This window comes from Sphingomonas sp. FW306-05-A, assembly GCF_058782275.1.
The window spans coordinates 27,703-52,732 of record NZ_JBYSXN010000005.1; the positions used below are offsets into that span (position 1 = coordinate 27,703).

28 protein-coding genes are annotated in these 25,030 nt (G+C 59.9%); 15 read left to right on the forward strand and 13 right to left on the reverse strand.

Annotation, left to right across the window (positions count from 1 at the left end; all coding sequences use genetic code 11):
- Positions 1–150: 150 nt before the first annotated feature.
- Complete coding sequence (locus tag AC3WJR_RS18920; RefSeq protein WP_492727025.1) at positions 151–615, forward strand: Rrf2 family transcriptional regulator; 465 nt, start codon at positions 151–153, stop codon at positions 613–615.
- Positions 616–662: 47 nt separating this feature from the next.
- Positions 663–1,358: a class I SAM-dependent methyltransferase gene (locus AC3WJR_RS18925; protein ID WP_492727026.1), complete on the forward strand. Its 696-nt coding sequence runs from the start codon at positions 663–665 to the stop codon at positions 1,356–1,358.
- 353 nt (positions 1,359–1,711) lie between these two features.
- Here the strand turns inward: AC3WJR_RS18925 and AC3WJR_RS18930 are convergent, their stop codons facing one another.
- Both AC3WJR_RS18930 and AC3WJR_RS18935 read right to left on the reverse strand, forming a co-directional pair.
- Positions 1,712–2,164 carry a putative quinol monooxygenase gene (locus AC3WJR_RS18930; protein WP_492727028.1) on the reverse strand — a complete coding sequence of 151 codons (453 nt, stop codon included), beginning with the start codon at positions 2,162–2,164 and terminating at the stop codon, positions 1,712–1,714.
- 122 nt (positions 2,165–2,286) lie between these two features.
- A complete protein-coding gene (locus tag AC3WJR_RS18935) occupies positions 2,287–3,228 on the reverse strand; it encodes a LysR family transcriptional regulator (RefSeq protein WP_492727030.1) in 942 nt (313 codons plus the stop codon).
- 212 nt (positions 3,229–3,440) lie between these two features.
- Between AC3WJR_RS18935 and AC3WJR_RS18940 the strand changes: the two genes are divergently transcribed.
- Complete coding sequence (locus AC3WJR_RS18940; RefSeq protein WP_492727032.1) at positions 3,441–4,241, forward strand: pirin family protein; 801 nt, start codon at positions 3,441–3,443, stop codon at positions 4,239–4,241.
- A 322-nt stretch (positions 4,242–4,563) separates the two neighbouring features.
- Here the strand turns inward: AC3WJR_RS18940 and AC3WJR_RS18945 are convergent, their stop codons facing one another.
- Both AC3WJR_RS18945 and AC3WJR_RS18950 read right to left on the reverse strand, forming a co-directional pair.
- Complete coding sequence (locus tag AC3WJR_RS18945) at positions 4,564–5,172, reverse strand: FMN-dependent NADH-azoreductase (RefSeq protein WP_492727033.1); 609 nt, start codon at positions 5,170–5,172, stop codon at positions 4,564–4,566.
- A 336-nt stretch (positions 5,173–5,508) separates the two neighbouring features.
- Positions 5,509–6,132 (reverse strand): TetR/AcrR family transcriptional regulator, encoded by a 624-nt coding sequence (locus tag AC3WJR_RS18950; protein ID WP_492727035.1) that lies wholly within the window; start codon positions 6,130–6,132, stop codon positions 5,509–5,511.
- 156 nt (positions 6,133–6,288) lie between these two features.
- On the opposite strand from AC3WJR_RS18950, the gene AC3WJR_RS18955 reads away from it, so the two are divergent.
- Complete coding sequence (locus AC3WJR_RS18955) at positions 6,289–6,741, forward strand: nuclear transport factor 2 family protein (RefSeq protein ID WP_492727037.1); 453 nt, start codon at positions 6,289–6,291, stop codon at positions 6,739–6,741.
- A 211-nt stretch (positions 6,742–6,952) separates the two neighbouring features.
- Positions 6,953–7,762, forward strand: coding sequence for an alpha/beta fold hydrolase (locus tag AC3WJR_RS18960; protein WP_492727039.1), 810 nt, complete (start codon positions 6,953–6,955; stop codon positions 7,760–7,762).
- Positions 7,763–7,898: 136 nt separating this feature from the next.
- Here AC3WJR_RS18960 and AC3WJR_RS18965 read toward each other — a convergent pair whose 3' ends face one another.
- Positions 7,899–8,495 (reverse strand): TetR/AcrR family transcriptional regulator, encoded by a 597-nt coding sequence (locus AC3WJR_RS18965; RefSeq protein WP_492727041.1) that lies wholly within the window; start codon positions 8,493–8,495, stop codon positions 7,899–7,901.
- 49 nt (positions 8,496–8,544) lie between these two features.
- Here AC3WJR_RS18965 and AC3WJR_RS18970 point away from each other — a divergent pair, with 49 nt between their 5' ends.
- From AC3WJR_RS18970 to AC3WJR_RS18980, 3 genes are all read left to right on the forward strand, one after another.
- Entirely contained in the window at positions 8,545–9,390 is an 846-nt protein-coding gene (locus AC3WJR_RS18970) for an oxidoreductase (RefSeq protein WP_492727042.1), read from the forward strand.
- Between the two features lie 378 nt (positions 9,391–9,768).
- Positions 9,769–10,374, forward strand: a complete 606-nt coding sequence (locus AC3WJR_RS18975; RefSeq protein WP_492727043.1) for a CPBP family intramembrane glutamic endopeptidase — start codon at positions 9,769–9,771, stop codon at positions 10,372–10,374.
- A 28-nt stretch (positions 10,375–10,402) separates the two neighbouring features.
- A complete protein-coding gene (locus tag AC3WJR_RS18980; protein WP_492727045.1) occupies positions 10,403–10,822 on the forward strand; it encodes a GNAT family acetyltransferase in 420 nt (139 codons plus the stop codon).
- A gap of 419 nt (positions 10,823–11,241) precedes the next feature.
- Here the strand turns inward: AC3WJR_RS18980 and AC3WJR_RS18985 are convergent, their stop codons facing one another.
- Together AC3WJR_RS18985 and AC3WJR_RS18990 are read right to left on the reverse strand one after the other, a co-directional pair.
- Positions 11,242–11,652, reverse strand: coding sequence for a VOC family protein (locus tag AC3WJR_RS18985; RefSeq protein ID WP_492727046.1), 411 nt, complete (start codon positions 11,650–11,652; stop codon positions 11,242–11,244).
- A gap of 14 nt (positions 11,653–11,666) precedes the next feature.
- Complete coding sequence (locus tag AC3WJR_RS18990) at positions 11,667–12,542, reverse strand: SDR family oxidoreductase (protein WP_492727048.1); 876 nt, start codon at positions 12,540–12,542, stop codon at positions 11,667–11,669.
- A 101-nt stretch (positions 12,543–12,643) separates the two neighbouring features.
- Between AC3WJR_RS18990 and AC3WJR_RS18995 the strand changes: the two genes are divergently transcribed.
- Positions 12,644–13,348, forward strand: coding sequence for a TetR/AcrR family transcriptional regulator (locus AC3WJR_RS18995; RefSeq protein ID WP_492727049.1), 705 nt, complete (start codon positions 12,644–12,646; stop codon positions 13,346–13,348).
- A gap of 127 nt (positions 13,349–13,475) precedes the next feature.
- Here the strand turns inward: AC3WJR_RS18995 and AC3WJR_RS19000 are convergent, their stop codons facing one another.
- A complete protein-coding gene (locus tag AC3WJR_RS19000) occupies positions 13,476–14,009 on the reverse strand; it encodes a TetR/AcrR family transcriptional regulator (protein ID WP_492727051.1) in 534 nt (177 codons plus the stop codon).
- A 104-nt stretch (positions 14,010–14,113) separates the two neighbouring features.
- Here AC3WJR_RS19000 and AC3WJR_RS19005 point away from each other — a divergent pair, with 104 nt between their 5' ends.
- Positions 14,114–15,058 carry an alpha/beta fold hydrolase gene (locus AC3WJR_RS19005; RefSeq protein ID WP_492727052.1) on the forward strand — a complete coding sequence of 315 codons (945 nt, stop codon included), beginning with the start codon at positions 14,114–14,116 and terminating at the stop codon, positions 15,056–15,058.
- A gap of 320 nt (positions 15,059–15,378) precedes the next feature.
- Here AC3WJR_RS19005 and AC3WJR_RS19010 read toward each other — a convergent pair whose 3' ends face one another.
- Entirely contained in the window at positions 15,379–15,921 is a 543-nt protein-coding gene (locus AC3WJR_RS19010) for an ester cyclase (RefSeq protein ID WP_492727053.1), read from the reverse strand.
- A complete protein-coding gene (locus AC3WJR_RS19015; protein ID WP_492727055.1) occupies positions 15,884–16,804 on the reverse strand; it encodes an aromatic alcohol reductase in 921 nt (306 codons plus the stop codon). The genes AC3WJR_RS19010 and AC3WJR_RS19015 overlap by 38 nt, the downstream gene beginning before the upstream one ends.
- Before the next feature lie 12 nt (positions 16,805–16,816).
- Between AC3WJR_RS19015 and AC3WJR_RS19020 the strand changes: the two genes are divergently transcribed.
- Positions 16,817–17,329: a winged helix-turn-helix transcriptional regulator gene (locus AC3WJR_RS19020; protein ID WP_492727056.1), complete on the forward strand. Its 513-nt coding sequence runs from the start codon at positions 16,817–16,819 to the stop codon at positions 17,327–17,329.
- A gap of 297 nt (positions 17,330–17,626) precedes the next feature.
- Here the strand turns inward: AC3WJR_RS19020 and AC3WJR_RS19025 are convergent, their stop codons facing one another.
- Entirely contained in the window at positions 17,627–18,646 is a 1,020-nt protein-coding gene (locus AC3WJR_RS19025) for an NADP-dependent oxidoreductase (protein WP_492727057.1), read from the reverse strand.
- Between the two features lie 161 nt (positions 18,647–18,807).
- Here AC3WJR_RS19025 and AC3WJR_RS19030 point away from each other — a divergent pair, with 161 nt between their 5' ends.
- Positions 18,808–19,743, forward strand: a complete 936-nt coding sequence (locus AC3WJR_RS19030) for a LysR family transcriptional regulator (protein WP_492727059.1) — start codon at positions 18,808–18,810, stop codon at positions 19,741–19,743.
- Between the two features lie 36 nt (positions 19,744–19,779).
- Here the strand turns inward: AC3WJR_RS19030 and AC3WJR_RS19035 are convergent, their stop codons facing one another.
- A complete protein-coding gene (locus AC3WJR_RS19035) occupies positions 19,780–20,697 on the reverse strand; it encodes an AraC family transcriptional regulator (protein WP_492727060.1) in 918 nt (305 codons plus the stop codon).
- A 99-nt stretch (positions 20,698–20,796) separates the two neighbouring features.
- On the opposite strand from AC3WJR_RS19035, the gene AC3WJR_RS19040 reads away from it, so the two are divergent.
- A complete protein-coding gene (locus AC3WJR_RS19040) occupies positions 20,797–21,744 on the forward strand; it encodes a quinone oxidoreductase family protein (RefSeq protein WP_492727062.1) in 948 nt (315 codons plus the stop codon).
- A gap of 1,058 nt (positions 21,745–22,802) precedes the next feature.
- On the opposite strand, the gene AC3WJR_RS19045 is transcribed toward AC3WJR_RS19040, so the two are convergent.
- Entirely contained in the window at positions 22,803–23,858 is a 1,056-nt protein-coding gene (locus tag AC3WJR_RS19045) for a site-specific integrase (RefSeq protein ID WP_492727063.1), read from the reverse strand.
- A gap of 416 nt (positions 23,859–24,274) precedes the next feature.
- Between AC3WJR_RS19045 and AC3WJR_RS19050 the strand changes: the two genes are divergently transcribed.
- Positions 24,275–24,556: a type II toxin-antitoxin system Phd/YefM family antitoxin gene (locus AC3WJR_RS19050; protein ID WP_093400905.1), complete on the forward strand. Its 282-nt coding sequence runs from the start codon at positions 24,275–24,277 to the stop codon at positions 24,554–24,556.
- Positions 24,465–24,950, forward strand: coding sequence for a hypothetical protein (locus AC3WJR_RS19055; protein WP_492727065.1), 486 nt, complete (start codon positions 24,465–24,467; stop codon positions 24,948–24,950). Before AC3WJR_RS19050 ends, AC3WJR_RS19055 begins: the two co-directional genes overlap by 92 nt.
- The last annotated feature ends 80 nt before the right edge of the window (positions 24,951–25,030 follow it).

Consider the following 25,030-nt stretch of genomic DNA (forward strand, 5'->3'; position numbering starts at 1 on the left):
GGCAGGCTGGGCAACCGCAATGTAACGCGGGACGCTGCCGGTCGCAGAATTGCCGACTTGCTGCGGTCAGGCATTCACGGCTTTTGCAAAACAGGGTGGTACCTTTATCGCATCTTGACGCAATGCTACTCATGAAACATATGGTGTTGCATGAAACGGGACAGCAGATTGTCGGGCGTGTTGCACGTCCTCCTCCACATGGCCGAGGTGGAAGGGCCGGTGACATCTGAGACGATGGCCAAGGTGATGCAGACCAACCCGGTGGTCATCCGTCGCATCATGGCGGGCTTGCGCGATGCCGGCTTCGTTCGTTCGGAAAAGGGGCATGGCGGCGGTTGGACGATTGCCCGTGATCTTGCCTCCATCACGTTGCGCGACGTCTATGGAGCCCTTGGTGAACCTGTGCTGTTCGCTATGGGCAACCGCACTGAAACACCGGGCTGCCTGGTCGAACAGGCCGTTAACGGCGCGTTGAACGACGCGTTCCAGGATGCGAAAACGCTGCTGCTCAAGCGCTTCAACGCGGTGACGCTCGCCGAACTGAGTGCTGACTTCCACGCTCGGATGGTTGCCTGCGGCAAATCCGTCGATCTCGAAATCGTACATGCCGAATGACGCCAACGTCTCGGTCTTGGCCCAGCTCAGCTTCAAAGGGGAAACTCATGCCTGACAACAACCGGATGTTCCTCGAGATGTTCTCCGATCGCGAGCGCATCGCACACTACGCCGATGGCCCTCGTCGCTTCACACCCGGTATCGACGCGGTGCATCGCATGACGGCGCTCCTGCTGGCCGAGCACGCGCCAGCCGACGCCCATGTGCTTGTGCTTGGTGCCGGTGGAGGGCTCGAACTGAGGGCATTGGCCCAAGTCCAATGTGGCTGGCATTTTACGGGCGTCGACCCGGCCGGACCGATGCTCGATTTAGCGCGTGAAACTATGGGCGACGATGCCGACCGTGCCGACCTCATCGAGGGCTATATCGACGCCGCGCCCGCTGGCCCGTTCGATGCTGCAACCTGCCTCCTGACGCTTCATTTCCTTAATCGCGACGAACGGGTCCGCACGTTAAGCGAGATGCACGGCCGCATGAAGCCCGGCGCCCCGCTTGTCGTGGTACATTCGAGCTTTCCGCAAGACGAACCGTTTCGCACGCGCTGGCTCGCACGATATGCCGCGTATGCCGTAGCGTCCGGTGCCGACCCTGCTCAGACCGAACAGGCCCGCGCTGCCGTGGGTGCCAGCTTGGCACTGCTGACGCCCGAAGAAGATGAGGCTTGCTTGCGCGATGCTGGCTTCAAGGACGTGGAGCTTTTCTACGTTGCGTTCACCTGGCGGGGTTGGGTATCCCGCGCCTAACCGGTGTGGAGCGCCGGCCCGTTTAGCTGGTCGCTTATACCCGACGTTCTGTAACAACAGCACGAGGGATCACGTCTAAAACGCCGATGTTTATTGCGTGGCCGGCCAGCGCTAAATAACTTTCATGGAATAACCGACACTACCCGTTCCCAGCAGGGTTCGTCATAATCCCGTAGCGCAGGAAGAATGCTGGGTATTGCTGATCGAATCAGCGGAGCCAAAACATACCGGCGACGAGATGACCGAACGTACCCGAAGCTTGGCTGAGCAGCTAAGCTAGGGCGCTCGATCTGACCGAGCTGGCTTCTTGATACACCATCCATTTTGATAGGCCGGAACGGCAGCTAAGCTAGTTATCTCCCACCAGTAAGGCCTGATCCGCCAACTGGCGACGTCTCAGCTACTCTTTCCATACCGGCGATCAACGGGCGTCCTTTGGTAATCGCATCGCGAACGGATGGCAGTTGAAGCGACGCGGCATGAGCCTCCTTGGATTCCCAAACCTCGGTAATCCAGATGACGTTGGCGTCAGCTGGATCGTCAGCAACCACGTAGCTCAGGCAACCAGGCATGCCAGCAACCCCCTTCACGAGGATGTCCGTAAGGGCGCTCCGCTTGCCCGCTTGAGCGGTCATCTTGCCTATTAGGCCGTACATGGTGTGCCCCTTGTTCATTGCCGCTGCTCGTCCGACAGCGACGAGCGCCGTTGTGCCAGCGAGGAAGATGCGTCGCTCAATCATCATTGTGATATCGTAACGACAATCCACCTCATGAGAAAGTCGAACCGAGAGACGATCTGCCGCCACGCAATCCGCCCTTTCCCGCTTTTAGATGGCGGAGTGGGAAACCGGATGCATTCCCAACCGCCGCCTCAATCGCTAAAACGGAAAGGTACGGAGGTTTGTACGCCGGTGTCACAACGTTGCCGTCAACCCATGTCTTGCCGCGAGCAGGGATCCCAATATGGCTCGGGTCCAAAGCGATTAGCGAGCGCGTCGATGAAGGCTCGGGTTTTCGCCGCTGGCGGTCCCGGTGGTCGCAACGCGAAAAGCGCCTCTTCAGCGATGGGGAAGGCCGTCAGGAGCGGCGTCAGCGCGCCTGTCGCGATGGCGTCACCCAGCATAAACGTTGGCAGTCCCGCGATTCCCAGGCCAGCGAGCGCCGCAGCCAGGATGGAGGCGGGATTGTCTGACCGAAAACGCCCGGTGATCCGCACCGAGGTAGAACGCTCTCCCTCGCGAAAACGCCACAAGTCGCCGTCGGGCATCCCATAAACGATGCAGTCGTGCGCCAAAAGCTCTCTGGGGCGCGAAGGAGTACCGTTTCGCGCCAGATAGTCGGGACTGGCAAGCACGGCCAAGCGAAGCGGTGCGATGCGGCGCGCTACCAGGGTGGAGTCGGGCAATGCGCCCATGCGAACGGCCACGTCAAAGCCGTCGGCGAGGATATCAACCCGGCGGTCCGAGAAAGAGGCGTCTATCCTAAGCCGGGGATGTTCGCGCATGAAGTCGGACAGGAACGAAGAAAGGTGCGCCGTGCCGAAGGCGACTGGGGCGGTGATGCGCAACACCCCGGTCAGCTCGCCAGTTCTGCGAGCAGCGCTCTGCAACGCATCGTCTAGCTGCTCGAATGCGCCGCCAGCCTGAACGCGCAGCGCATCACCCTCTTCGGTGGGGACCACGCCCTTGCTGCTACGCATGAACAGCCGGGTACCAAGATCGCCTTCAAGACGGGTGACGCGGCGGCTTACAACGGACTTGGCCGTTGCCAGCTCCTCGGCTGCGCGGCTGAAGCTGCCCGCACGAGCCACGGCGAGAAACGCCTTCACATCTCCCAGATCAACCACCGTTCTCCTTTCGGCAACGCGCATATGCCGAATGCGGCGATACTAGCTTGCCGATAGAACGTCTACGAAGGTCTCAGAAACATCGAGGCCAAAGGGCAGGTGTTTGATTGACAGGAGTCATGATGCCCACAACTCTCGGACCGGCGTTGGTAAACGCTTCCACATCGGGGCCGCTGCGCCCCCGGCCCATAGTCTCACGTACACGAGGCAGTGGTCATGGCGGCATCACTCGTCTGATGAGCCCATCAGACCTAGGGCAGCAATTAAAGCCTTTCGTCTTCCTTGACCTATTTGATGGGGATTCATCGTTTGCAGGCGCCATGCCGGTTCATCCACATTCCGGCATTGGCACGGTCACGCTGCTGGTCGAAGGCAACGTAAACTTCGATGATCCCCACTCTAATACAGCCGGCACGATCGGCTATGGCGGCGTCGAGTGGATGCGTGCGGGGAACGGTGTGTGGCATGGGCAGGAGATGACGCCTGGAACGTCTTCGCGCATGCGAGGCTATCAATTGTGGGTAGCACTTCCTGCCAAGATCGAGAACGGCCCGGTAGACAGTCAGTATATCGAGGCAGAACACGTGCCGACGGTTGGTCCGGCACGGCTGATCCTGGGCAGCTACGAGGGTATGACCAGCCCTGTACGCTCTCCGGCGGGCATCAACTACCTCCTTGTCACGCTGAAACCGGGCGAACTTTGGACCTACACGCCCCCCCCTGGGCATCGTAATGCATTCATCTCGCTCAGCCGGGGTAGGTTATCTTCGCCTGACGCTCTTAGTGAGGGTGAGCTAGCGGTCTTTGCGTCTGGCGAAGAGGCGATAACCTTCGTCAATGCGGCCGAAGATCCGGCCGTGTTCGTGCTTGGCACCGCTGTTCCGCATCCTTACGAACTGGCGCTTGGGTACTACTCTGTACACACGTCGGAAGCCGCGCTGGCTCGCGGGGAAGCCAGGATCGCGGAACTGCGCCAGCGGATGCTGGCGGCGGGCGCTCTCCTGCAGGGAACGGGCGGCGTGCCGGTGTTCCGCTGAACAGGCCGACGGAAGTCTCCTGCCAGGCTTGCCAAACGCACTTTTCTGCCGTTGCACACCAAGCGCCGCGTCTAGGCGAAGCTCGAACGCGGAGTTGGGCGTGCGATTTAGATCAGAGCAGTTCTCGAGCCCGGACCACGCGAACCTGCCAGGAAGGACGCCTGCGTTGGGCGATCGCTAGTGGATTATGCACGCAGACGAACCTTCCAATCGCTACCACCACCTAACACGGTGTGCTGTTTTCTCGCCGGAGAGGGTGACCTTTTCCCGGCGAACATTGATTAGTCGAAGTGCAACGGGCCGGGCGTCGGAGAGAAACAGTTTAGGCTACTGCTTTGAGGACCGCATCCTGACGGCCAACAAATTCTTCCATCGTCGTTTGTCCCGTGTCGATACCCAATGTTCCGCCGGCTAGCACGACAGTCACATCAGTAATGCCGATAAAGCCCAGGATCTGACGCAGGTAGTCGCTCGCGACGTTAAGGCCCGCATAGGGCGTTCCAGGGGAGAAGTCGCCGCCGGAAGCGATGATGACCGTCGCCTTCTTGCCAGTCACCAGCCCTTCGTAGCTCATACTGAAGGTCACGCCGGCACGAACGACGTGGTCAATATAGGACTTGAGCAAGGCCGGTATTGAAAAGTTATACATCGGTGTGGCAATGACGATTTCGTCGGCGGACAGCATTTCGGCAATGTAGTCGTCAGACACCTTGATTGCGTCGGCCATCTCTGGCGAGTGCTGTTCCGCGGGCGTAAATGCTCCCCCAATCCACGGCAAGCTGATGTAAGGCACGTTGGACGTAGCGAGATCGCGAACGACGACGTTGCCATCATGCTTTGCACGCCATTCATCAGCAAACCGCTCTGCCAAACGACGTGAGGCCGAGTACGGGCCACGCGGGCTGGCCTCGACAATAAGTAAATTCGGCATGCAGAATCTCCAATTGTGACCGATGCCGTATCCCGGAAGACCAGCCAGTCAGGTTGAGGAGTTCAATATCGTCGTTGCTGGACAGCGCGCGAAGGCCAGCAATTGGCAATCCGGTGTTGCGCGTGAGCGAACACGGCTGGGTGCCTTAGCGATCGATTAGTGCGGCAGGTCGGTCGCCACTAGATGCCGGGACTAAACAGCTAGCGGCCGAGCGTCTGATCGAACGGGGAAATCGATCGCGCAGGTTGCACAGTCAATGGGTTATGCTTTCTGCGCGGTGGGCCGCTAGTAGTTAAGTAAGATATCAGACAAACTCATTGGTCTTGTATCTTTGCTCTATGAAGCTCTTTCATAGTTCGAAGCACATGCCGTCACATCCGCTGATGGCCATGACGAAAGAACATGATCGATCAGCGCGTTCAAAGACGCTTTTGGCGTGCCGGCCTTTGCCTGAACTGCCATGCCATGGTTCATGGTCATCACGTAACTAGCCAGCATGGTACAATCCGCCGTGCGAGGAAGATCGCCTTGGTCACGGGCGGCCTCTAATCGCACACGGAGAGCAGATTCCGCCATCTTGCGACGCGCTATCAATTCCCGCTGAATGTCGGCGCCGTCACCTGAGCAGGCCAGTGCTCCATTGATACCAAGACACCCACGACTTTCGTCATTCAGTGTCATGAGCGCAACTGCCCCCTGCAAGATGGTCCGAACAACCTCCCGGCTCGTCGATGCCTCCAACGCCTCGGACATAAAGCGCATATGGCGCTCCTCGTACCGATCGAGCGCCTTGCGGAACAAGGCCTCCTTATTACCAAAAGCCGAATAGAGCCCTGGACGCGCTACACGGGTGGCGCGCGACAGGTCTTCCAATGAGGTACCCTCAAAACCTTTGTCCCAAAAGACCTCAAGCGCCGCATCCAAGGCGGTTTCTTCGTCAAATTCTCTGTGGCGTCCCATCTGCTGGCCCCGTAAAAATTCAGTATCGATCGTTATAAAGCCTTGACGACCTTTGTCTAGACTCGATACCGAACGTTATAGTAACGATCGTTATCGAATGTGGTAGCTGATATTGTCAGCCGGTTCGGTCCGGTTCCACCGCACGAAGGACGCAATATGACTAACGACCTTGACCAGCAACGTATCGCAATCACTATGGAATACTTCCGCAAGCTTGATGCCGGAGACCCTAGCATGATGGACCTCCTGACCGATGATATTCAGATGTATTTTCCAAAGTTTGGCGTAGGATACGGAAAGGAAGCCGTTGGGCGTGCCGCACAGGGCATGATGAGCACTTTACAAAAAATCGAGCATGACTTTGAGCGTATGAATGTCCTCGTGTCGGGCGATCACGTCATTGTTGAAGGTTTCGAGGGTGGCGTGAGCTCCGACGGCTTGTCTTGGCCGATCAAAGGCCGGTCTGAGGGGCGTTATTGCAATGTCTTTCAGTTCGACGGCCTCAAGATTAAGCGGCTGCATATTTACGTCGATCCCGACTTTGACAGCACTCATGACGAACGCTTTCTATGGGACGACGTTGGTATGACCCGTGCCGGCGATCTCTGAGCAAGTTCGCAAAACTTATCGGGCCAAACGCCCTGCGAGACGGGGGCCGCGCCGGTCGATGGTTTCCTACGCTCGTCCCTGTCCCTTTTCGGGGACGTGTTGAGGACAGATTATGCAACCAGACTTATTTCCTGGCTTTTCAGAGCACTGGTTCGAGGTGAACGGCAACCGACTGTTCGCCCGGGTAGGGGGCCCTGACAACGGAGCCCCTTTGCTCCTCATCCATGGTTTTCCCCAATCCCACCTTGAATGGCATCCCATTGCCCCCGAATTGGCCAAGACGCATCGAGTGGTGGTTATCGACCTAAAAGGCTACGGACGATCTTCCGCGCCGGTGGGGGATGCCGCTCATGTCGTCTATTCGAAAGCGACATGGGCCGCCGAGGCGGCCGAGGTCATGATGCAGCTCGGACACCAGCGGTTCACCGTCGTCGGACATGATCGTGGCGCGCAGGTAGCGTACAAGCTTGCGCTCGATTATCCTGAGCGCATCGAGCGACTGGGCGTCATGGATAATCTGCCGATCTTCGTGGTGTGGGAGATGATAAAAGCCGTCCCAGGTTCCCTCGATCACTGGACATGGATGGCCGAGCCTTATCCGACGCCAGAGCAGCGCATGACAGCCGATTACATCGAGGAAATGTGCCGGCCATACAGCGGAAGCGGCACCCTGGATTGCTTTCACCCTGCCGCCTTAGAGCAGTTCCGGCTCGATTGGAGCGATCCAGCGCATGTGCATGCCTATTGCGAAGACTATCGCGCAGGGGCTGGCGTGGACTTGGAAATCGACCTCGCTGATATGGCAGCCGGAAAAAGGATCACCTGTCCAACCCTTATTCTATGGAGTCGACTAGTTTTCGGCGCGAGCCCCAAAACTCCACTGGAGATGTGGCGCGAGACATTTGCTCCTGAAGCCTTCGGCAACGGCGTCGACCATGGTCACTTTATCGTTGAGGAAAACCCCACGGCGACGCTCGAAGGGATCAAGCAGCTCCTATCCATCAAACCGGGAGCTAAGTGACAACTCGTTGAATAAAGCATCGGCTTTCAGGAAAGGCATCTGGGCATAGCGCGATTTACTGGTTTCGTACCTCAGACGCTAGTTTGCCGGCCTGTCGCAGCCCCCCTGATCGGCTGCTCCACCAGTTTGGTATCGATCATTCGTTAAAGGCCGATAGCAGGGTGCTTGCAACACCTCGTGCGTTGGGGCCGAGCGCCTCGTCAGGAAGTTCGCCGGCGCTCCAGAAGGACAAGGCACCCCGAAAAGCCAGAGCGAGCTGGCTCGGCAGGCCGTCCAGCGCCTCCTTGCGACAGCCCTCCGGGATGCCTTTGCCCTCTCCCAATGCTAGCGTCCACAACGCTGTAGAGCGCGCCCATGCATGACCGGGAACCCCGCCGGCGGTGCCGATCCAGCCCATCACGGCGCGGTTCACACCTGGTTCCTCCAGTATCACTTCTACCGCTGTATCGACAGCAAGCATCACACGGGACGCAGCGTCTGGCGGAAGCTGCGCTTCGCTAAAGCGCATCGACATCGTGTCCGTCCGACGTTCAGATAGGGCGTGCATAATCGCCCCCTTGCTTCCGAACTGATTGAAAGGCGTCGCGAAGCTGACGCCAGCTTCGGTGGCCAGGTCTCGCATGGAGAAGTCCGCCTTGCCATCACGCAGCAGTCGTTCGGCTGCGTCGATCACTCGCTGGCGCACCGGCTCACCGCGGCTGGCAATCTTCTCCGATGTCTTGCCCTGTGTCATATCGCTATCTATATCATGATACAGTGATTGAGTATAACGGAGTTACCCCATGGCGACGATTACCCCCAAGACCTTCCTCATCACGGGCGTCAGTTCCGGCCTCGGTCGCGCGTTTGCCGAAGGTGCTCTAGCCGCCGGTCACCGCGTGATGGGCACGGTGCGCCGAGAAGACGACGCTGACGCGTTCGCCACGCTCGCTGCCGGCCGGGCCCATCCCTTGATCCTCGACGTGACGGACTTCGCGGCCGTCCCCAATGCCGTCGCCGAAGCGGAGCGGCAGGTCGGTCCGGTCGAGGTATTGGTGAATAATGCTGGATACGGGCACGAAGGTGCCTTGGAGGAATCGTCGATGGATGACCTCCAGCGTCAGTTCGCCGCCAACGTGTACGGACCGGTGGCGATGATGAAGGCAGTGCTGCCCGGCATGCGCGAGCGCCGTCGTGGCCAGATTATCAACGTGACCTCGATGGGTGGCTTCATCACCATGCCTGGAATCAGCTTCTACTGCGGTAGCAAGTTTGCATTGGAAGGTATCTCCGAGGCGCTCGGCAAGGAGGTGGCCGACTTCGGCATTCGAGTGACAGCCCTGGCACCCGGCCAGTTTCGGACTGATTGGGCCGGGCGTTCCATGGATCGAACCCCGCGCAGTATTTCCGATTACGACACCGTGATGGACCCGATCCGGGCGGCGCGTCAGGCAAAGAGCGGCAATCAGTCGGGCGATCCGGCCAAGGCAGCACAGGCTTTGCTCGCTATAGTTGACGCCGAGAACCCGCCGGTGCGGCTGTTTCTGGGTGAGGACGCACTAGGCGTGGTCAATCAGAAGCTCGGTGCGATGAAGGCTGAAATCGCCACCTGGGATGCGCTTTCTCGTTCGACCAGCTTTGCGCCGTGACGGTATGGATCGCGGGTCGGTTAGCTAGTGTCACTGCTAGACTTACAACGACGCCAAAAGCCGTCCCTTCGGACGCCTGCACCATGCTGCGGCCGGCCGCGATCACAGTTTTCATCAATCGACGTGGGCGGACGGCGAATGGGTGGCGAGGATCAGACGTCAGTCCCCGCTCTCCGTTCAAGTGTCGGCGTCGGACTTTCAGCGGATGCTCGGAAGCGAACGCGCTCCGTGAAATCGGTTGGGCAACTAGATTGGAACCTCGTCCAGGATATCGTTCTTACCCTCGTCCTGCATCTAGCGCTCGTGCTGCTAGGCGTTCTTATGATCAGACTGAGGGGCGGCACGGTCAAGTCACGGCCGCTGTTCCTGGGGTTCGGGTTGATCGCTCTCTATTGGGCTGCCTCGATCGGAGGGCTCTCGCTTCAGTCAGCGCTCTTCCCCGAGCTTCGCTGGAACTGGCTGGGAAAGGTCTTCACGATCGCATCAGCCTTCGCATTTCTGGCCATTCTAGCGAAAGTCGACCGACATGAAGTTGGCTTTGTATGGCATCAAAGGCGGGGATCGCTTCTCCCTGCGCTATTGATGGTAGGTGTCATTTGTGCGGTTAGCTGGGGACAAGACATATTCGATGGTGAAGCAAGCAATCTTTCGCCGGAACGACTTTTGTTCGAGGCGATAATGCCCGGTCTTGATGAAGAGCTTGTCTTCAGAGGAGTCCTGCTTACGCTCTTTGTGCAAGCCTTTGGTGAAGGGCGACCGATTTTCAAAGGACGTTTCGGTATCTCGGAATTGGCAATAACCTTACTTTTTGGTGCGGCTCATGGACTGCATGTTTCTCATTGCATCCCGGTACTCGATGCAGAGTCATTTATAGTCACTGGAGCCATTGGTGGGGCACTCATGTGGATTCGACAACGGACCGGGTCATTGGTGTTACCAACGTTTGCACATAATCTGTCAAACTTTGGCGAGTGCTTCTTTTGAGATAGTGAATTTAAGGTTTGGTACGCTGATGATTATTCGCGATGCAATTCTTAAAGATGAAGCAAACGTCGTTGCTTTGTGGCGTTCCTGCAACCTAGTAGCGAGCTACAACGACCCCGCGGCTGATTTCCGCTTAGCAATGGCGGGTTGCAATTCGACGTTGCTCGTCGCCGAAGAAGGAGGTCGCATCTCGGGAAGCGTGATGGTCGGGCACGACGGGCACCGAGGTTGGCTTTATTATGTCGCTTCCTCTCCTGGCCACCGACGGCAAGGTACCGGCAGAAAGATAGTAGAAGCCGGTGAGCAATGGCTTCGAGATCGGAACATCTCGAAGGCGCAGCTTATGATCCGCCCAACGAACGCGACCGTAGTGCCGTTCTATGAACGCCTCGGCTACGAAAATGCACCCCGCATACTCATGAGCAAGTGGTTAAACCCGCCCGAATAGGGTGCCGTATGCTTGGCCGCCTCGTACGATCAAGTGGCGTGCAATCGGGAAGACGCACGTCGCTTCCTTGCAAAATGTGGCCTGACCGGTACCGACAAGGCGGCGTTCGCGAATGGCAACTGGCTCAGGCTGACGGGCGATGTAACCGCGTAGCGTTGCGTTGTCACCAGATTGAAAATGACAACCACATGGTCAACTCCGCAGATGCCTTGAACCGAGTAGCCGGCAACGACGAAGAGGATGAGGTTGCGTCAAATGATGCCTTAAGTTTCGGACGACGCGTATGCCCCGCCTTTTGCGACACCGGCCACGCTGGCACTGTAGTCGCTCTGGGCTTTCGTTCGCAATTGATGATCGAGAAGACCATAAATGCCTTTCGAAGAAGGGTGGCGACCGGCGAGCAACCGGTCACCACATCTTCAAGCGGGCTGGAAAAGCTCGATAAGCATCTGCTCGTTATCATGGATGAAGGCGAAGCGGCTACCGCCACTGTTGGGAACCTCGCGCGGCGGAGACACCACTTCGACGCCCTTCTCCTGCAACGCCGCGATCGTCCCATCGAGGTCCACGACTTCGATCGCGAAATGATTGATACCGCCGATCCTCAGGTTCGTTTCGGCACGGCGCCTGTCCTCCGCCATGCGCGTCGCCTGCTCGTTCTGGAACAGTTCGATCTTGAGACTGCCTCGACCGATGAAGGCTGCCTGCACACCCGGCCATCCAAAAGTGTACAGACGCTCGAAACCGAGGTTGTCGACATACCAGGTCACGCTCGCTTCAACGCTTTCGACAACGATGCCGATGTGGTGGATTCCTGAAAGCGCAATCATTGAGGATTTTCCTGTCAGTGTTGATTGGGGGATAGAACGAGCGATGCCGTCAGCACCTCGCGCATGGTGCGCGGAGACCGACCGAGCAGCCGTTCCAAGCTCGGGTCAGTGGCGGCGAAGTCCCCGCGGCGGGCAGCCCGGAACGCCCCCAGCAGCATCTCGGCGTATATGGCGGGCATCCCGGCCGCGACCTTCCCGTCCCGCCACTCCTCGTCCGACACGATCGTATGTCGCACGTCACGGCCAAGCACTTCCGAAGCGATCCACGCTAACTCGGTCATGGTTACAGCCCTGCTGGCGGTGAGCGGAGGCGTGATGCCGTCCCACTGCCCGTCGCCCGCAAGGATCGCTGCATCCGCTTCCGCCAGATCGGCACGCGCCGTCCAGCTTACTGGCCCATCCTCGGGCGTTCGCAGGTCGCCGGTCCGCAGGCTGTCCCCGATTATCTGCAAGCAGCTTTCGGCATAGAAGCCGTGGCGCAACGACGTGTAGGTCAACCCGCTTGCCGCAAGGTCTGCTTCGGTGCCGGCGTGCTGGTCGGCCGGCAGGAAGGGCGAAGCTGGCCGTGCACCCATATGGCTGGTGTAGAGGATACGGTGGACGCCGATATCCTGGGCAGTGTTGATCGCGGTCCGGTGGAGTTGCAGCGCCTCCTCGCCAAGCTTGTCGGCCGACACGATCAGGACCTGACCGGCTCCTGCAAACGCCTTTCTCAAGCCGCCCGCGTCGGCGAAATCGCCTGTCCGAACGTCCACGCCGCGGGCGGCGAGACCCGTGGCCTTGTCTGCGTCGCGGACGCTGGCAACGATCTCATTCGCAGGAAGGCGTTGTAGCAGGTCCTCGACGATGGCCCTTCCAAGCTTGCCGGTAGCCCCAGTAACGACAATCATGGCTAAATTCCTTATCATTGGAAACAAGACAAGGCTATCAGTGATACGCAGGTGACGCAATCGTTGCTATCGATCTTGCCTGATCGATGTTATTCAACACTATGACCATCGGATTGGAAGGCGAGGCGGAGGGAGGGGACCTTCGGGCCCGGGTACTCGATGCGGCGTCCAAGATCATCGCCAGTGGCGGCATTGCCGCTGTGACCACGCGTGCCGTGGCATCCGCGGCATCGGTTCAGGCCCCCACGTTATACCGCCTATTCGGGGACAAGCGCGGACTGCTGAACGCGGTGGCGGAACATGGGCAGGCGGCGTTCATCGCGGGCAAGGCCGCGCTGCCGCCACATCCTGATCCGGTGCAGAACCTGGCGAACGCCTGGGACAGCTATGTCGCCTTCGGCCTTGCCCATCCGGCCGTGTTCGCGATCATGAACGAGGTGGGGGCGCCGGCCTCTGGATCACCGGCCATGCTTGCTGGCATTGCAATCCTGCGCGAGCGGGTGGAGCGTATCGCGCGAGCAGGCCGGTTGCGAATGCCTGTAGAGCGAGCGGTGGCGCTGATCCATGCTGCCGGGGTCGGCGCGGTGACGACCTTGCTTGCCCTCCCCGAGGATGAGCGCGACCCGCAGCTGTCGCCAGCGACGCGGGATGCCGTACTCTCATCCATTGTTACGAGCTTGCCCAAGCAGGACGATGCCGATCTGGCATCATTGGCGGTCGGACTGCGGGCTCACGTCGATACCGCCAAGGGACTGACACCGGGCGAACGCCTGTTGCTGTGCGAATTGCTCGATCGCCTCGCCTAAGACCGCGAGGTTGCAAGGGCTCCTGCAAAAAGGCGTGAAGCAAGAGTACTGACTTGTGGACGTCGCGTATGTCCCTGCTTTCGCGACACGGGACGTGAGAGCGGCCATAGACAGAAAGCGCCGACTGCTACGGCAAAAGAAGGCGGTGGAGCGTTCGTCTGAACCGCGCAAGAGGCACGCTGGAACGTTCTAACTTCATGCGCAGCAGGGTCCCATGCCATGCCGCAAGCAGCACGGCTGCGAAATCGTCAGCATCGCCGGGTTGCGCCAGTTCGCGTAAGACCCCGGCGAAGGCAGCGGTTTGCCGCTCAAGTACTTGAACCAGTGCGCCACGAAGCAACTCGCTATGCGCCGGCGTTTCTGTCGCCAGATCCGGGATCAGGCAGCCGACGCCCCAATTGTGTTCGTCGAGCGCGTGTTCGATGGCATCGAAATAGGCGTAGAGGCGGCCTGCTGGCGGTTGCGAAGCATCGTGCAGCGTCGCGTCCATGATCCCGTTAAGCCGGGCGACATAATGCTCCAGTACGGCAAGAGCGAACCGTTCCTTGGATCGGAAGTGGTTGGTGAAAGAGCCCAACGGCACATCTGCGGCAGCGGAAACTTGGCGCACCCCGGTCGCCGTATAGCCGCGCTCGTGGAATATGCGGGCGCCGGTTTCCACCAGAAGATCGCGCTGGGTAGGCCCTGGAGGCTGTGACATACCGCCTTCGTATCTCAATACGGTCGTATTGACCAGCAGCTTCGACCGTGGGATGGACGTGGATCATGATCGATCCCAATCACCATTTCGTTGATGCTGGCGGCATCCGTCTCCACGTCGTCGAGCAGGGAAGCGGCCCCGCGGTCGTATTCTGTCACGGCTTTCCTGCAACATGGGCGAGCTGGCGCCGGGCCATGCAGGCGACTGCCGAAGCCGGCTTCCACGCCATTGCGCTCGACATGCGCGGCTATGGCGACAGCGACGCGCCGAGTGACGCCAACCTGTATACGCCCTTCCACACGGTCGGCGACGTGATCGCCGTACTCGACCACTTCGAGGTCGGCAGCGCGATCCTAGTAGGCCATGATTTCGGGGCCAACATCGCTTGGAACGCGGCAATGATGCGACCCGACCGGATCGCAGCCGTGTTCGGCGTTAGCGTCCCCTTTCTCCAGCCCGGCGGCCCGAGCTTCCTTGACCAGCTCCGTGACGCAGGTGTCAACGGCTTCTATATGTTCGACCAGATGGCGGCTGAAGCCGACGCGAAGTGGGCGGACGCGGCACACAGCATTCCAGCCAGCCTCTATTGGCTGTCGGGGGAGGCACCGGAGCATGCGCGTTGGGATCCGTTCGATCCGGCGCGGCACATGCTCCGTCCCGCCCCTGGAGCACCCACGACCATCAACCCCGCCTATGTCGACGAAATGGTGGAGGTATTCGGCCGAACAGGCTTCCATGCGCCGCTGAACTACTATCGGGCGATCGACACCTTCTTTGCTGTTGCCAGCCGCGCCTTCGCGGGCTGCGTGATCAAGCAGCCGAGCTTCTTTCTCACCGGCAAGGCCGACGGCTTAAACGCCGTTCGCAACCCGAACGAGGCGTCGCTCCGTGAAACCTTGCCTGGACTTCGAGGCTTCCTCGCGATCGAAGGCGTAGGGCATTGGCCGCAACTCGAAGCGCCTGATGCCTTCGATGCAGCGCTTCTACGGTTTTTGAGATCGCTTGCCTGATGCTGCGCAATGACCAGCGATCCAGGCGACCTCATGCGATTTACCGGATCGCCTCCACTCTCAGCACACCGGCAGGATGCGTTTAGGTGCCAGAAATTGAGCACAACGTAAGAGCGCTGTCGCAATAGTGCTAAGTTTCGAACGTCGCGCATGTCGCCGCTTTTGCGACAGTGGAATGTCCGTACCTGGTAGAAAGCGGACAGGCTGCTTTGGGGACGGCGGGTGGCGATAGCAGACATTGGGCAGCTGCCGGCTTTCCCAAAAAGGATGCTAAAGTGGGAAGGCCGCAGCCTTCCCAAAAAACCCGTGTTGGGAGGGAATCATGCCGAGGCGGCGAGCTGCTCGTACAGCGTCTCGTGATCCTCGACATGCCAGTTCTCGACAATCAATCCATCGGCGACTCGCATGATATCGGTCGCTAGATAGTCGATCGCTTGCCCGGCTCCTTCTGTACCGTTTCGCCACCCGGTAAAGGTGCCGGTGACGCGAAGATGACTCACGATACGGTCCTCAACGAGCATTTGCTGGACGACCTTCACGCGGCCGTCTGGAAAGGCTACAAAGAAGGCCGCCTCGGCATCGGCAAGGCCTGCCGGCCCTTGCTGGCGACCGGCGGGTAGAGTCTGATCTATGTAGTCGGTCGAGACGGTCGCTTCTAGAAGTGCGACACTGCCGTTGTTCCAAAAGCCGTAGTAAGTCGCGGCGAGCTCCGCGAGTTGGGAGGCGACGCCGTCACTGGCGCGAACCAGCACGTCAGGGCTCGCAAACGCCACGGCCTCCACATCGTCGAGCCGCGGGTAGTCGGCATATCGTGAAACTCTCATTTCAGGCGGCCTCCCGCCGATCGAGCCATGCTGGTCCATCGGTCACTTTGATGCCCCGCGTAGCGTTGAACGTCTGCGCCTTGTCCCAGGCGATCCCAGTATCACGTGCGAAGGCAAGTTGATACTTCCGCATCCCGTCGTCCGGGTGTGCCGCGACTTCGGACCGCAGCCGATCCATGTCCCACAATACCCTCTCCACGTCGCGGCCAAGGTGATGCGCCACCATGTCGGCAAGCCGCGTGTAGGAGAACGTATCTCCCGCGACATACACCACCTCGTTTTGGATGCGCGGTTCATGCGCGAGGATCGCGGCGGTCAGCGTTCCAATATCCTCGGAGGTGGTCACGGTCAGGCGATTGTCCCAACTGCCGAGCGCATGGACCTTGCCGTTTTCGAGATCGACCACGCCGAAAGCCGGTTCGAACAGGAAGCTGGTGAACATTCCCGTCGAGACGATGACCCATTGCGTAGCGGTTTGCCCGCGCAGCATGTCGCGTACGTCCGACTGCTCATCAAAGACTTCCTGACCGCTCCCCCGGCCGACCACATCGTAATCGACGCCGAACTGCCACGGCACATAGCGTTTTGCGCCAGCTTGTAGGACCGCAGCGGTGATCTTGCGCTGCGTGCCGGGACCACCGACGAAGCCGGTGCAGCAGATAACCGTGTCGAACTTGACAAAGATGTCGGCGAGGCCGTCCACCGTTTCCGCCGCAAGGTCGCCGTGCACGATCCAAAGTCCTTTGTCCTCCAACTGCCGGATAACCCGCTCCCCGGCTTCGTTGGCGGGTGGACGGAGAAGGACGCTGATCGATTGGGCGCTTTCTGGGTTCTGCTCTAACAAGCCGTTGATAACAGCGAGTCCCAGTTCTCCCGCGCCAATGACAAGGGTAGTGGCGGAAGGGGTTTTCGTTTTTGGCATCAGGCACTCCATATGATCCTGATGACAAATGAGACGCAGGATCGGAATGCTGAAGAAGGTACACGCGTGATACCGCCTGATGAATTGGACTTCGATGCAGTGATCGCCCGCTCGCAAGCGGCCTGCGATGCGTTGAGCGACGACGATGACGGGCTGAAACGGGAAGTGCTGGCCCATGCCGGCAACCGGTGGTCACTCGGTATCGTCCATGCTCTCGGCGTGGCCGGTACGCTGCGGCATGCCGAACTGGCGCGCCGGGTGGAAGGCGTCACTCAGCGTATGTTGACCCGAACTCTACGTCACTTGGAACGCGATGGCCTCATTGTCCGCCGGGACTACGCGGAGGTCCCACCACGTGTTGATTACACGCTCACGCCCTTAGGCCAGGAACTGCTTGTGGGGATGATCCCGCTTTGGACATGGATTATCAACAACGCTTCGTCGTTCAGGGTGGCACGCGAGCGGTTCGATCATGGCGCATTCGATACCATTGATGCCGTGGAGGTTGGCGGCCTTCCCGATTAGTAACTTTCAATGAGGCAGCGCAGGCGTTCTCGGAATCGATCGAGAAAAGAGAAAGGCATAACCTTCCCGAAACACGTCCATTTCGGCTATTTGAGAGAGCTTTTAATCGTGGATAGCTAGTCTCAGCGCCGAGATGATATCGGACGGAGCAGCTTCTGCCAACAACGGGCAATTATGGGAGGGATGATGCCATGCGTCGCATGGCGGGCGTCAGGGGACTTTATGTCGTTCGATCTGATGCGCTGGGACGGCCGCTTCCTGCCAAGAAGCGGCCTTTCCTCTGCCGGACGATCGCAGTCAGGCCGATTCATTCAAGGTGAGCACGATCTTGCCCCGAATATGTCCCTTGGCAGCGCGCTCGTGAGCCTGGCGGGCATCAGCGAGCGGGAAGCGGCTGTCGATCGCGACGCGGATCGTCCCGTCGTTGAGCAAGTGTCCGATTTCTTCCAATTGCGCACCGCTCGCCCGCACCTGCGTCGTCGAGATCATGACGCCGCGCTCGTCCGCTTCGTCACCGCCCGAGACGCCAAGACCAAAGATCGGGAACAGCGCGCCGCCCCGCCTGAGTGTGGGCAGGAAGCGGGTGGTCGTTGGCCCACCAATCGCGTCGATGACGAGATCAAAGTCACGCGCCACATCTTCAGGGACGACATTGGTGTAGTCGATGAAAGCATCTGCACCGAGATTGCTGAGGAATTCCTCGTGGCTGCCCGACGCCACGGCCGTCACATGCGCGCCCTTCCACTTCGCGATCTGCACTGCAAAGTGCCCTACGCCGCCAGCCGCGCCATTTACGAGGACGCGTCGTCCCTCGAGCGGAACCGGTACATGCTGGTTCGGCTGAAGCGGGTTTGCAACATCGTGTCCCTGCGCGATGAGGAACTGCCACGCCGTGAGCAGCGACATCGGCGCGGCGGCCGCATGCACATAATCTATACCTGCCGGCTTCAGCGCAAGGTCGGAGGACGGCACGCTAACATACTCGGCGTAAGCGTCCGCAAATCCATTCGGAAAACGAACCATCGAATACACCGCATCGCCTACTGCGACCCCTTGGACGTCCGGCGCGATCTCAACAACCTCGCCTGAGATATCCGTTCCCAGGATGACCGGGAACTGCACTGCGGGTCGCCACTCGGGGGGCAGTATCTTCATGCCGTCGCGCAGGTACCAGTCCGGTGGATTGAGGCCGATCGCGTGAACGCGGACGAGCACCTCGCCCGCCTGCAACACAGGCCGTGGGGCGTCCTCATACAGCATCACATCGGGACCGCCGAACTCATGCTGCCGTATCGCCTTCATCAACTTCGCTGACATTGTGTGACCTTCATTCCTCATCGAGCTAGTAGCATCGAGAGGCCCTTGTGGAATGGACGTGGTAACCAAGCTCTGCGAGTGGCGAACGAACGCCCTGCACGGCTCAAATAGGGGCCTACAAATATGTTGATAATGGCGTTCAAGTTCGCTTCAATTGTGCCATGAAGGAACAAATAGGTTTTGAGCGGCTCACGGGTCTGATTGCATTCGCAAGGGCCGGCTCCATGGGCAGCTATACGGCCGCGGCGCACTCGCTCTCCATTTCACCCTCAGCAGTCAGTAAAAGCGTGCAGCGGCTTGAGCAGCGTCTGGGGGTGTCACTGTTCACGCGCACCACCCGTTCCCTGACTTTGACGCCGGAAGGCCGCGATCTGCACGAGCGCGCGCTCAAGCTACTGCGTGACGCCGAGGAGATTGAGCAGATCGCGATCACCGCGCGAGCGGCACCATCCGGTACGTTGCGGATCGCCGTGTCACTGCCGATTGGCGTCCACTTGATCGGTCCGGCCCTCCCAGCATTCCGCGAACGCTACCCCGACGTTATGGTCGATCTGCGGGTCAACGATCAGATTACCGATTTGGTCGAGCAAGGCATCGATGTGGCGGTGCGGATCGGCGAACTTGCAGACTCAAGGCTTCTGTCGCGCCGGCTTGCGCCCTATCGGCTCTGCGCTTTTGCGGCACCGGCCTATCTCGCAACCCATGACACCCCGCTGCATCCAAACAGGTTGGAAGGACATGACACCGTCAGTCTTCGCTATCAAAGCTCAGGACAGCCCTATCGGTGGCCATTCCGGATCGGCAACCGTGAGGTTGAGATCGTGCCCCCGTCGGGGATCATGGTGGATGCAAGCGAAGCACTGGTTTCCGTGCTTGCGGCGGGCGGCGGCATTGGCGTCCTCGCGACGTTCATTGCGGCACCCTATGTGGCGCGCGGCGAGCTTGTCCCTGTGCTGCCTGCATTCGCCGTCGAGCGCAACAACATCACGGCGCTCTGGCCCGAGAGTCGACGGGCGAACCCTGCCGTGCGTGCCTTCCTAAACCTTTTGCGGGAGATCACATTGGAGCATCCACAGCTGACAGCGTCGATGACATGATGGCAGGTCCCTTTTGGTAATGTGACCGGCGCATGCCTACGCCCGAACGGTGTCACGCGCATAGCGTCGCGGCGAAGTCCCCATCGATCTACGGAAAGCGGTATTGAAGGCGTGCTCGGAGGCATAACCAACCGACTGCGCCACTCGCGCGATCGTTTCGCCACTCCTGATCAGGCGCTCGGCCGCCAGCATCATCCGCCAACGGGTCAGATAAGCGATCGGTGTATCACCGACTTTGGCAGTAAACAGGTGTGAGAAGGCTGATCGCGACATCGCCGAGCGCCTGGCGAGCTCCTCTACCGTCCACGGAAAGGCCGGTTCGGTGTGGATAGCGGCCAATGCGGTGGCGATCCGGGGATCGGCAAGGCCGGCCAGCCATCCCGTATCCATCTCGGTCTGGGTCGCAAGATAAAGGCGTAGCGACTGGACGAGGATCATCTGTGCCAATTGCTGCGCGAGTAGTTCGAACCCCGGGCGCTTCTCGCGCATCTCCTCCATCATCAAGTCGATGCACCACCGTAGCCGGGTCTGCCCACCGGCACCTTCGATCCGGATTAGCGGGGGCAGGCGACCGAGCAACAGGTCGGCGTGGCGGCCCTTGACCTCGAAACGGCTTCCAACGAGATACGTGCCGCCACCCCCGTTATAAGTGACGACATCGCCGCTGCGATTCGGGTCAAGCACCTCACTCGCCCGCTGCGGCACCAGCCGGGGATCGCTCCCGATCGTCGCCGAACGACCGGTCGGGAGGACGAAACAGTCGCCTTCGCTCAGACAAACCGGCGCGGCGTCACCGTCAAGCGACAACCAGCATCCGCCTCTTACGACTGCGTAGCATTTGATTCTACCGCCGAGGTCATCAAGAGCAAGGGACCACGCGCCGCCAGCATCGAACCCGGCGGTGATGTAGCTGTTCGGCTTGAGCAGCGAGAGCAGCTGTGAGAGGAGGTCCATGCTTTTCCAGACGATCGCGTAAAAATGGCGGATGATCAGGTATAGATCGTATGGGAGGATCAAGTCACGAGGCGGCCTTACATTTAAAGGAGCCGCGCCATGCAAGCAGCAGTCGTGCAAACATTCGGCATACCGCCACAGATCACCGAGTTTAGGGAACCGGAAGCGGGCAGCGGCGAAACCGTCATCGCCGTCTCGGCCGCACCCCTTAGTCCGATCGTCAAGGCAATAGCCGCCGGGGCGCACTATTCCGGTGGTACCACGGCCGGTTTCGTTCCGGGTGTCGACGGCGTCGGCGTTGATCCGCAGGGGCGTCGCGTCTATTTTCTATTCCCAAAGCCTCCGTTCGGATCGATGGCGGAGCGATCCCTGGCAGCCAGCGACATGCTGGTGCCGGTGCCTGACCTGCTCCCCGACGATCTGGCCGCGGCCATCTCCACCGCCGGACTCGCATCTTGGGTCGCGCTGACGCGGCGTGCCCGGCTAGCCGGCGGCGAGACGGTGCTCGTTAATGGCGCAACCGGGGCGGCCGGGAGCATGGCGGTGCAGGTCGCTCGTCATCTGGGAGCAGCGAAGGTCATCGCGGTTGGACGCAACCGCGAGCGGCTCGGCAATCTGGATGCCGAGGTCCGCATCGCGCTTGATGACAATGCCGATGTCGCGCTCCGGGACGAGTTCGACCGAGGCGTTGATGTTGTGCTCGACTTCATCTGGGGCGAGCCTGCTATGGCCGTTTTAAAGGCGGCCGCTACCAATCGAGGAGCGCGGACCGGCGAACCGCGCCTCAGATACGTGCAGATTGGCAATTCGGCTGGCGTCGACATACCGCTGCGCGCGGACATGCTTCGCAGCTCAGGATTGGAACTGCTCGGCAGTGGCATCGGCAGCGTCGCAGTCAAGGAGTTGCTCGCCGGAGCGGCAGAGCTTCTCGCAGCGGCTCACGGTGCTGGTTTCAAGCCAGCATTCACCAGCGTACCATTGACCGATGTTGCGCACGTCTGGAACAACGATTCTAGCGTGAGGTACATCGTCCAGCCTCAACATTAATCGCCAGTCGGGAAGACGTTGTACCGCACGTCCGGTCCAGTCGCACGACTATGACAAACCGGAAATGGCTTGGTCGAGGGTAATGGATATGCCCGACCGCAAGCGGCTTCACTTATCGGTGGCGAAGCGTCGTATCGGTGTCGATGCCACGGCTTTTCTGGAAAGGAACGTTGAATGGGAACGTCTGCAGGTTCCAAAACCTCATCGCGCAATACGCGGGAAAAGGGCGAAGAAAATACAGATTACCGAGTGCTAGGCCGACAAGAGGCGTCGGAGCGTTCGCTTAAAGCGCGCAACAGGGGCCCTGGACCGTTCCACTTTCATAAGCGTTTGTTTTTCCTTCGCGGCATGAGCAGTCGACGATCAAAGACATGATCCTATCGCTCGTCTCCGACACCGAATATTTCATTCAGGACCTTGTGTCGTCCCGATAGGCTGGTGCGGCGACGGTCATACCCGGCATGTCCGCTATAGGTAGGAAGCACGATCCCGATTGCACTTTCCCGAAATGGCCGATCGAACACGGAGAAACAGGAAAGATCGCGCTTAATGAATGGCCGTTATCGGGAGCCCGGATAGCAAGCCTGAACGTCGGGATGTGGGCGGGAGCGGCCCGGCCGCTTTGACCGCCTACTGCCCGCCACGCGCTGTCGATAAACACATGATTTCCGATGGCACCCCCGTGGCCACTGACGCGGTCATTCATTGAGGCTCAGCCTGGGCGACAAACCCTGCCGCTTTGCCCGAGTAGGCGGAAACCCGATCTTGGCGGTTTTGCGTCACTATCGATCGTTAGCGTGTAACTGGCTCCGTTCTGTGCGCCGACCCCTGTCTCCGAATCGACATCAATCTTATTTTGCACGACGAAACAACCGGCGACACGAAGGTCGTTCAGCGGGCCGCGGCATCGACTGGGACGGCGCTACCTGATTTTTGAATCGTCAGTTTAACCCGGACGTATTGTGGGATGACGAAGCGGTGAGCAGCCGGAGTGTCGTCGAAAGCACGAACTTTTGGTGCCACTCGCGCTATTCCCCCCAGCCCGGCGACTGACGGAATCACAAAAACCCCTCTCCAGCATGTTCGCGAAATCGCTCATGATCGCGGACATACTCGGCGACCATATCGATCGAGGCATGCCGGCTATGCTCACGCATCTTGAACAGATTGGCATTCTGCCGCCCTGCTTCGGTGAGAAACCCAGCTCGCAGCGAGTGCCCAGAGAATAAGGCTGCCGGATAGCCGGCGGATTGGGCAGCCGCTTTGACGACAAGCGCCACACCCTGCGCGCTCATCGGCTGCTCGGTGAGCCGCCCTTGCGGGGTCAGCTTGCGAAACACCGGACCGCTGTCGATCGCGGCTTTGGCAAGCCAGGCACGATAATGCCGGACGGGCTCGAGGCGCCGACCATCGGGGATGGCAACACTATGCCCCCTGCCCTCCTGGTCGGTCTTTGACGTTGGAACACGGACCAGCAACCCGCGCGTATCGTCCGACACCCGACCGACGGTAATCGCTACCAGCTCGGAGCGACGAAACGCACCCGCCATCCCGATCGCCAATAAGGCCCGATCCCGATGCGATCGCAGATCCTCGCCATCGATCGTTCGCAACATGTCACGCAACACGTCACCATCCGCGGGGCGCTTCTTACCCGACGGATCGTCGCGCTTATCGCGCCGGATGGCACGCATGGCTTTTTCCAACCGCGCGCCGTCTGGCTGCTGCGTCGGTGGATCGAACCCCGCTGCACGGTGGGCAAAGACGATTGCCGATAGCCGTCGACCGATGGTCGAACGCCCTAACGGCTTGGCCAAAGCCTCGCGCCCTCCCCGCGCCCGATGCGGCGTCCGTGGAGCGAAGCCGCGCTCCGCCAGTAACGTCAGGAAGGCAGCGACGATCGCCGGCGTGGCGGGCAGCGAGCGATATCCGCTTTCCTCGCACCAGGCGCAAAACAGCCGCCAGTCGGATTGGTAGGCGCGCAACGTCGCTTCTGCCGACGCGCGAGCGACATAGCCATCGACCCGCTCGCGATCGTCCGGTGCCAGATCGGGTAGGTATGCAGCGAGTGCGTTGACCTGATCGGCCACGACGACCTTAGTGTCCAGGCTCATGTCAATCTCGGCGTCGTCTGACACGTCGGTTCGCTCGATTACCAAAATAGGTCGGAAGCCACATTTTGTGGCCTCGGATAGGTACGCGACGGGCCAATTTCGCGCCAGCATGTTTCTAGCGGGAATCGGACTTATCGCTAGAATGATTTACCAGATATCCCGCACTTGCAACCTTATACCGGTTCTCCTGTTCCCATTCAATCCCCTGTTTCTACGTGTCTTGACGGTTATGCGTATTTTCCCTATTTGATCGATATCGGCTTTAAGCCGGTCGTGCTTCAACCACGATCCGCGCGTGCAGGCTGAATCCGCACGCGCGACCGAGCCCCCCGCGTACCGGCAACAGCCTGCATGCGATCGAGATCCCGCCGCGCCGGCAGCAGCCTGCAACGCATCCAGCACAGGAACACCCGCTCATGGCGACGAGCATGGAAATCGTACCCTCGGGCGAATTGCAAAAGCAGTTCGGCCGTTACTCTGACGAGGCGATGATCCGCCCGGTCGGCGTTAGTCGGAACGGCCGCGTGCGCTTCGTCATGGTCCCCGTCGATGAATATGAGCGCCTGCGCCGTCGTGAACGGATCGCCGGCCGCGTGGAGGATCTTGATGACGAAACCCTCGAAGCCATCCGCGGCGTCGAACCCGGCCGCGGCGCCCAAGACGCCGAAAAAAGGCTCAACGCTGCCGCAGCCGGGTGAAGTCCTCAACTACAGCTACCTATGGGAATACGAGTACGTTAAAGGCCGCGATGAAGGCATAAAGGACCGGCCCGTTGCCGTCGTGCTGGTGACCCGTCAGAAGGATGGGATCGATCAGGTGCACGTCGTGCCGCTGACCACCAAGGCCCCTACCCGCGATCAGTTAGCGATCGAAGTGCCGGAGGCCGTTCGCTGCGACTTGGGCCTGTCCGGTGACCGATCGTGGATCATCATCACCGAGTGGAACCGGTTCGCATGGCCAGGCTATGACATCCGACCGATCCCAGGGCGCGAACCTGCCGTCAGTTATGGCTATCTACCAGCGAGCTTCTTTCGACGGGTTCGTGATGCAGTCGTCGCCGCTGGCATCGGCCGTCCAGTGGATCGCGACTGACGCAACTGCAGGGACCGAAATCAAACGTCCATCGCCCTCGCAATTCGTGCTTTCGACGACACTACCGTCCGATGGCTACG

Bases quoted from the DNA above. Each gene is read 5' to 3' on its own strand.
- AC3WJR_RS18950 (WP_492727035.1), bottom strand. From the start codon at position 6,132: ATGGGACGCCACAGAGAATTTGACGAAGAAACCGCCTTGGATGCGGCG.
- AC3WJR_RS19040 (WP_492727062.1), top strand. From the start codon at position 20,797: ATGCAAGCAGCAGTCGTGCAAACATTCGGCATACCGCCACAGATCACC.
- AC3WJR_RS18980 (WP_492727045.1), top strand. From the start codon at position 10,403: ATGATTATTCGCGATGCAATTCTTAAAGATGAAGCAAACGTCGTTGCT.
- AC3WJR_RS19030 (WP_492727059.1), top strand. From the start codon at position 18,808: ATGAAGGAACAAATAGGTTTTGAGCGGCTCACGGGTCTGATTGCATTC.
- AC3WJR_RS18970 (WP_492727042.1), top strand. From the start codon at position 8,545: ATGGCGACGATTACCCCCAAGACCTTCCTCATCACGGGCGTCAGTTCC.
- AC3WJR_RS19045 (WP_492727063.1), bottom strand. From the start codon at position 23,858: ATGAGCCTGGACACTAAGGTCGTCGTGGCCGATCAGGTCAACGCACTC.
- AC3WJR_RS18995 (WP_492727049.1), top strand. From the start codon at position 12,644: ATGACCATCGGATTGGAAGGCGAGGCGGAGGGAGGGGACCTTCGGGCC.
- AC3WJR_RS18935 (WP_492727030.1), bottom strand. From the start codon at position 3,228: ATGCGCGTTGCCGAAAGGAGAACGGTGGTTGATCTGGGAGATGTGAAG.
- AC3WJR_RS19005 (WP_492727052.1), top strand. From the start codon at position 14,114: ATGATCGATCCCAATCACCATTTCGTTGATGCTGGCGGCATCCGTCTC.
- AC3WJR_RS18920 (WP_492727025.1), top strand. From the start codon at position 151: ATGAAACGGGACAGCAGATTGTCGGGCGTGTTGCACGTCCTCCTCCAC.
- AC3WJR_RS19010 (WP_492727053.1), bottom strand. From the start codon at position 15,921: ATGGACCAGCATGGCTCGATCGGCGGGAGGCCGCCTGAAATGAGAGTT.
- AC3WJR_RS19015 (WP_492727055.1), bottom strand. From the start codon at position 16,804: ATGCCAAAAACGAAAACCCCTTCCGCCACTACCCTTGTCATTGGCGCG.
- AC3WJR_RS19025 (WP_492727057.1), bottom strand. From the start codon at position 18,646: ATGTCAGCGAAGTTGATGAAGGCGATACGGCAGCATGAGTTCGGCGGT.
- AC3WJR_RS19055 (WP_492727065.1), top strand. From the start codon at position 24,465: ATGACGAAACCCTCGAAGCCATCCGCGGCGTCGAACCCGGCCGCGGCG.
- AC3WJR_RS19050 (WP_093400905.1), top strand. From the start codon at position 24,275: ATGGCGACGAGCATGGAAATCGTACCCTCGGGCGAATTGCAAAAGCAG.
- AC3WJR_RS18945 (WP_492727033.1), bottom strand. From the start codon at position 5,172: ATGCCGAATTTACTTATTGTCGAGGCCAGCCCGCGTGGCCCGTACTCG.
- AC3WJR_RS18940 (WP_492727032.1), top strand. From the start codon at position 3,441: ATGAGCCCATCAGACCTAGGGCAGCAATTAAAGCCTTTCGTCTTCCTT.
- AC3WJR_RS19035 (WP_492727060.1), bottom strand. From the start codon at position 20,697: ATGGACCTCCTCTCACAGCTGCTCTCGCTGCTCAAGCCGAACAGCTAC.
- AC3WJR_RS18955 (WP_492727037.1), top strand. From the start codon at position 6,289: ATGACTAACGACCTTGACCAGCAACGTATCGCAATCACTATGGAATAC.
- AC3WJR_RS18985 (WP_492727046.1), bottom strand. From the start codon at position 11,652: ATGATTGCGCTTTCAGGAATCCACCACATCGGCATCGTTGTCGAAAGC.
- AC3WJR_RS18990 (WP_492727048.1), bottom strand. From the start codon at position 12,542: ATGATTGTCGTTACTGGGGCTACCGGCAAGCTTGGAAGGGCCATCGTC.
- AC3WJR_RS19020 (WP_492727056.1), top strand. From the start codon at position 16,817: ATGATCCTGATGACAAATGAGACGCAGGATCGGAATGCTGAAGAAGGT.
- AC3WJR_RS18965 (WP_492727041.1), bottom strand. From the start codon at position 8,495: ATGACACAGGGCAAGACATCGGAGAAGATTGCCAGCCGCGGTGAGCCG.
- AC3WJR_RS18925 (WP_492727026.1), top strand. From the start codon at position 663: ATGCCTGACAACAACCGGATGTTCCTCGAGATGTTCTCCGATCGCGAG.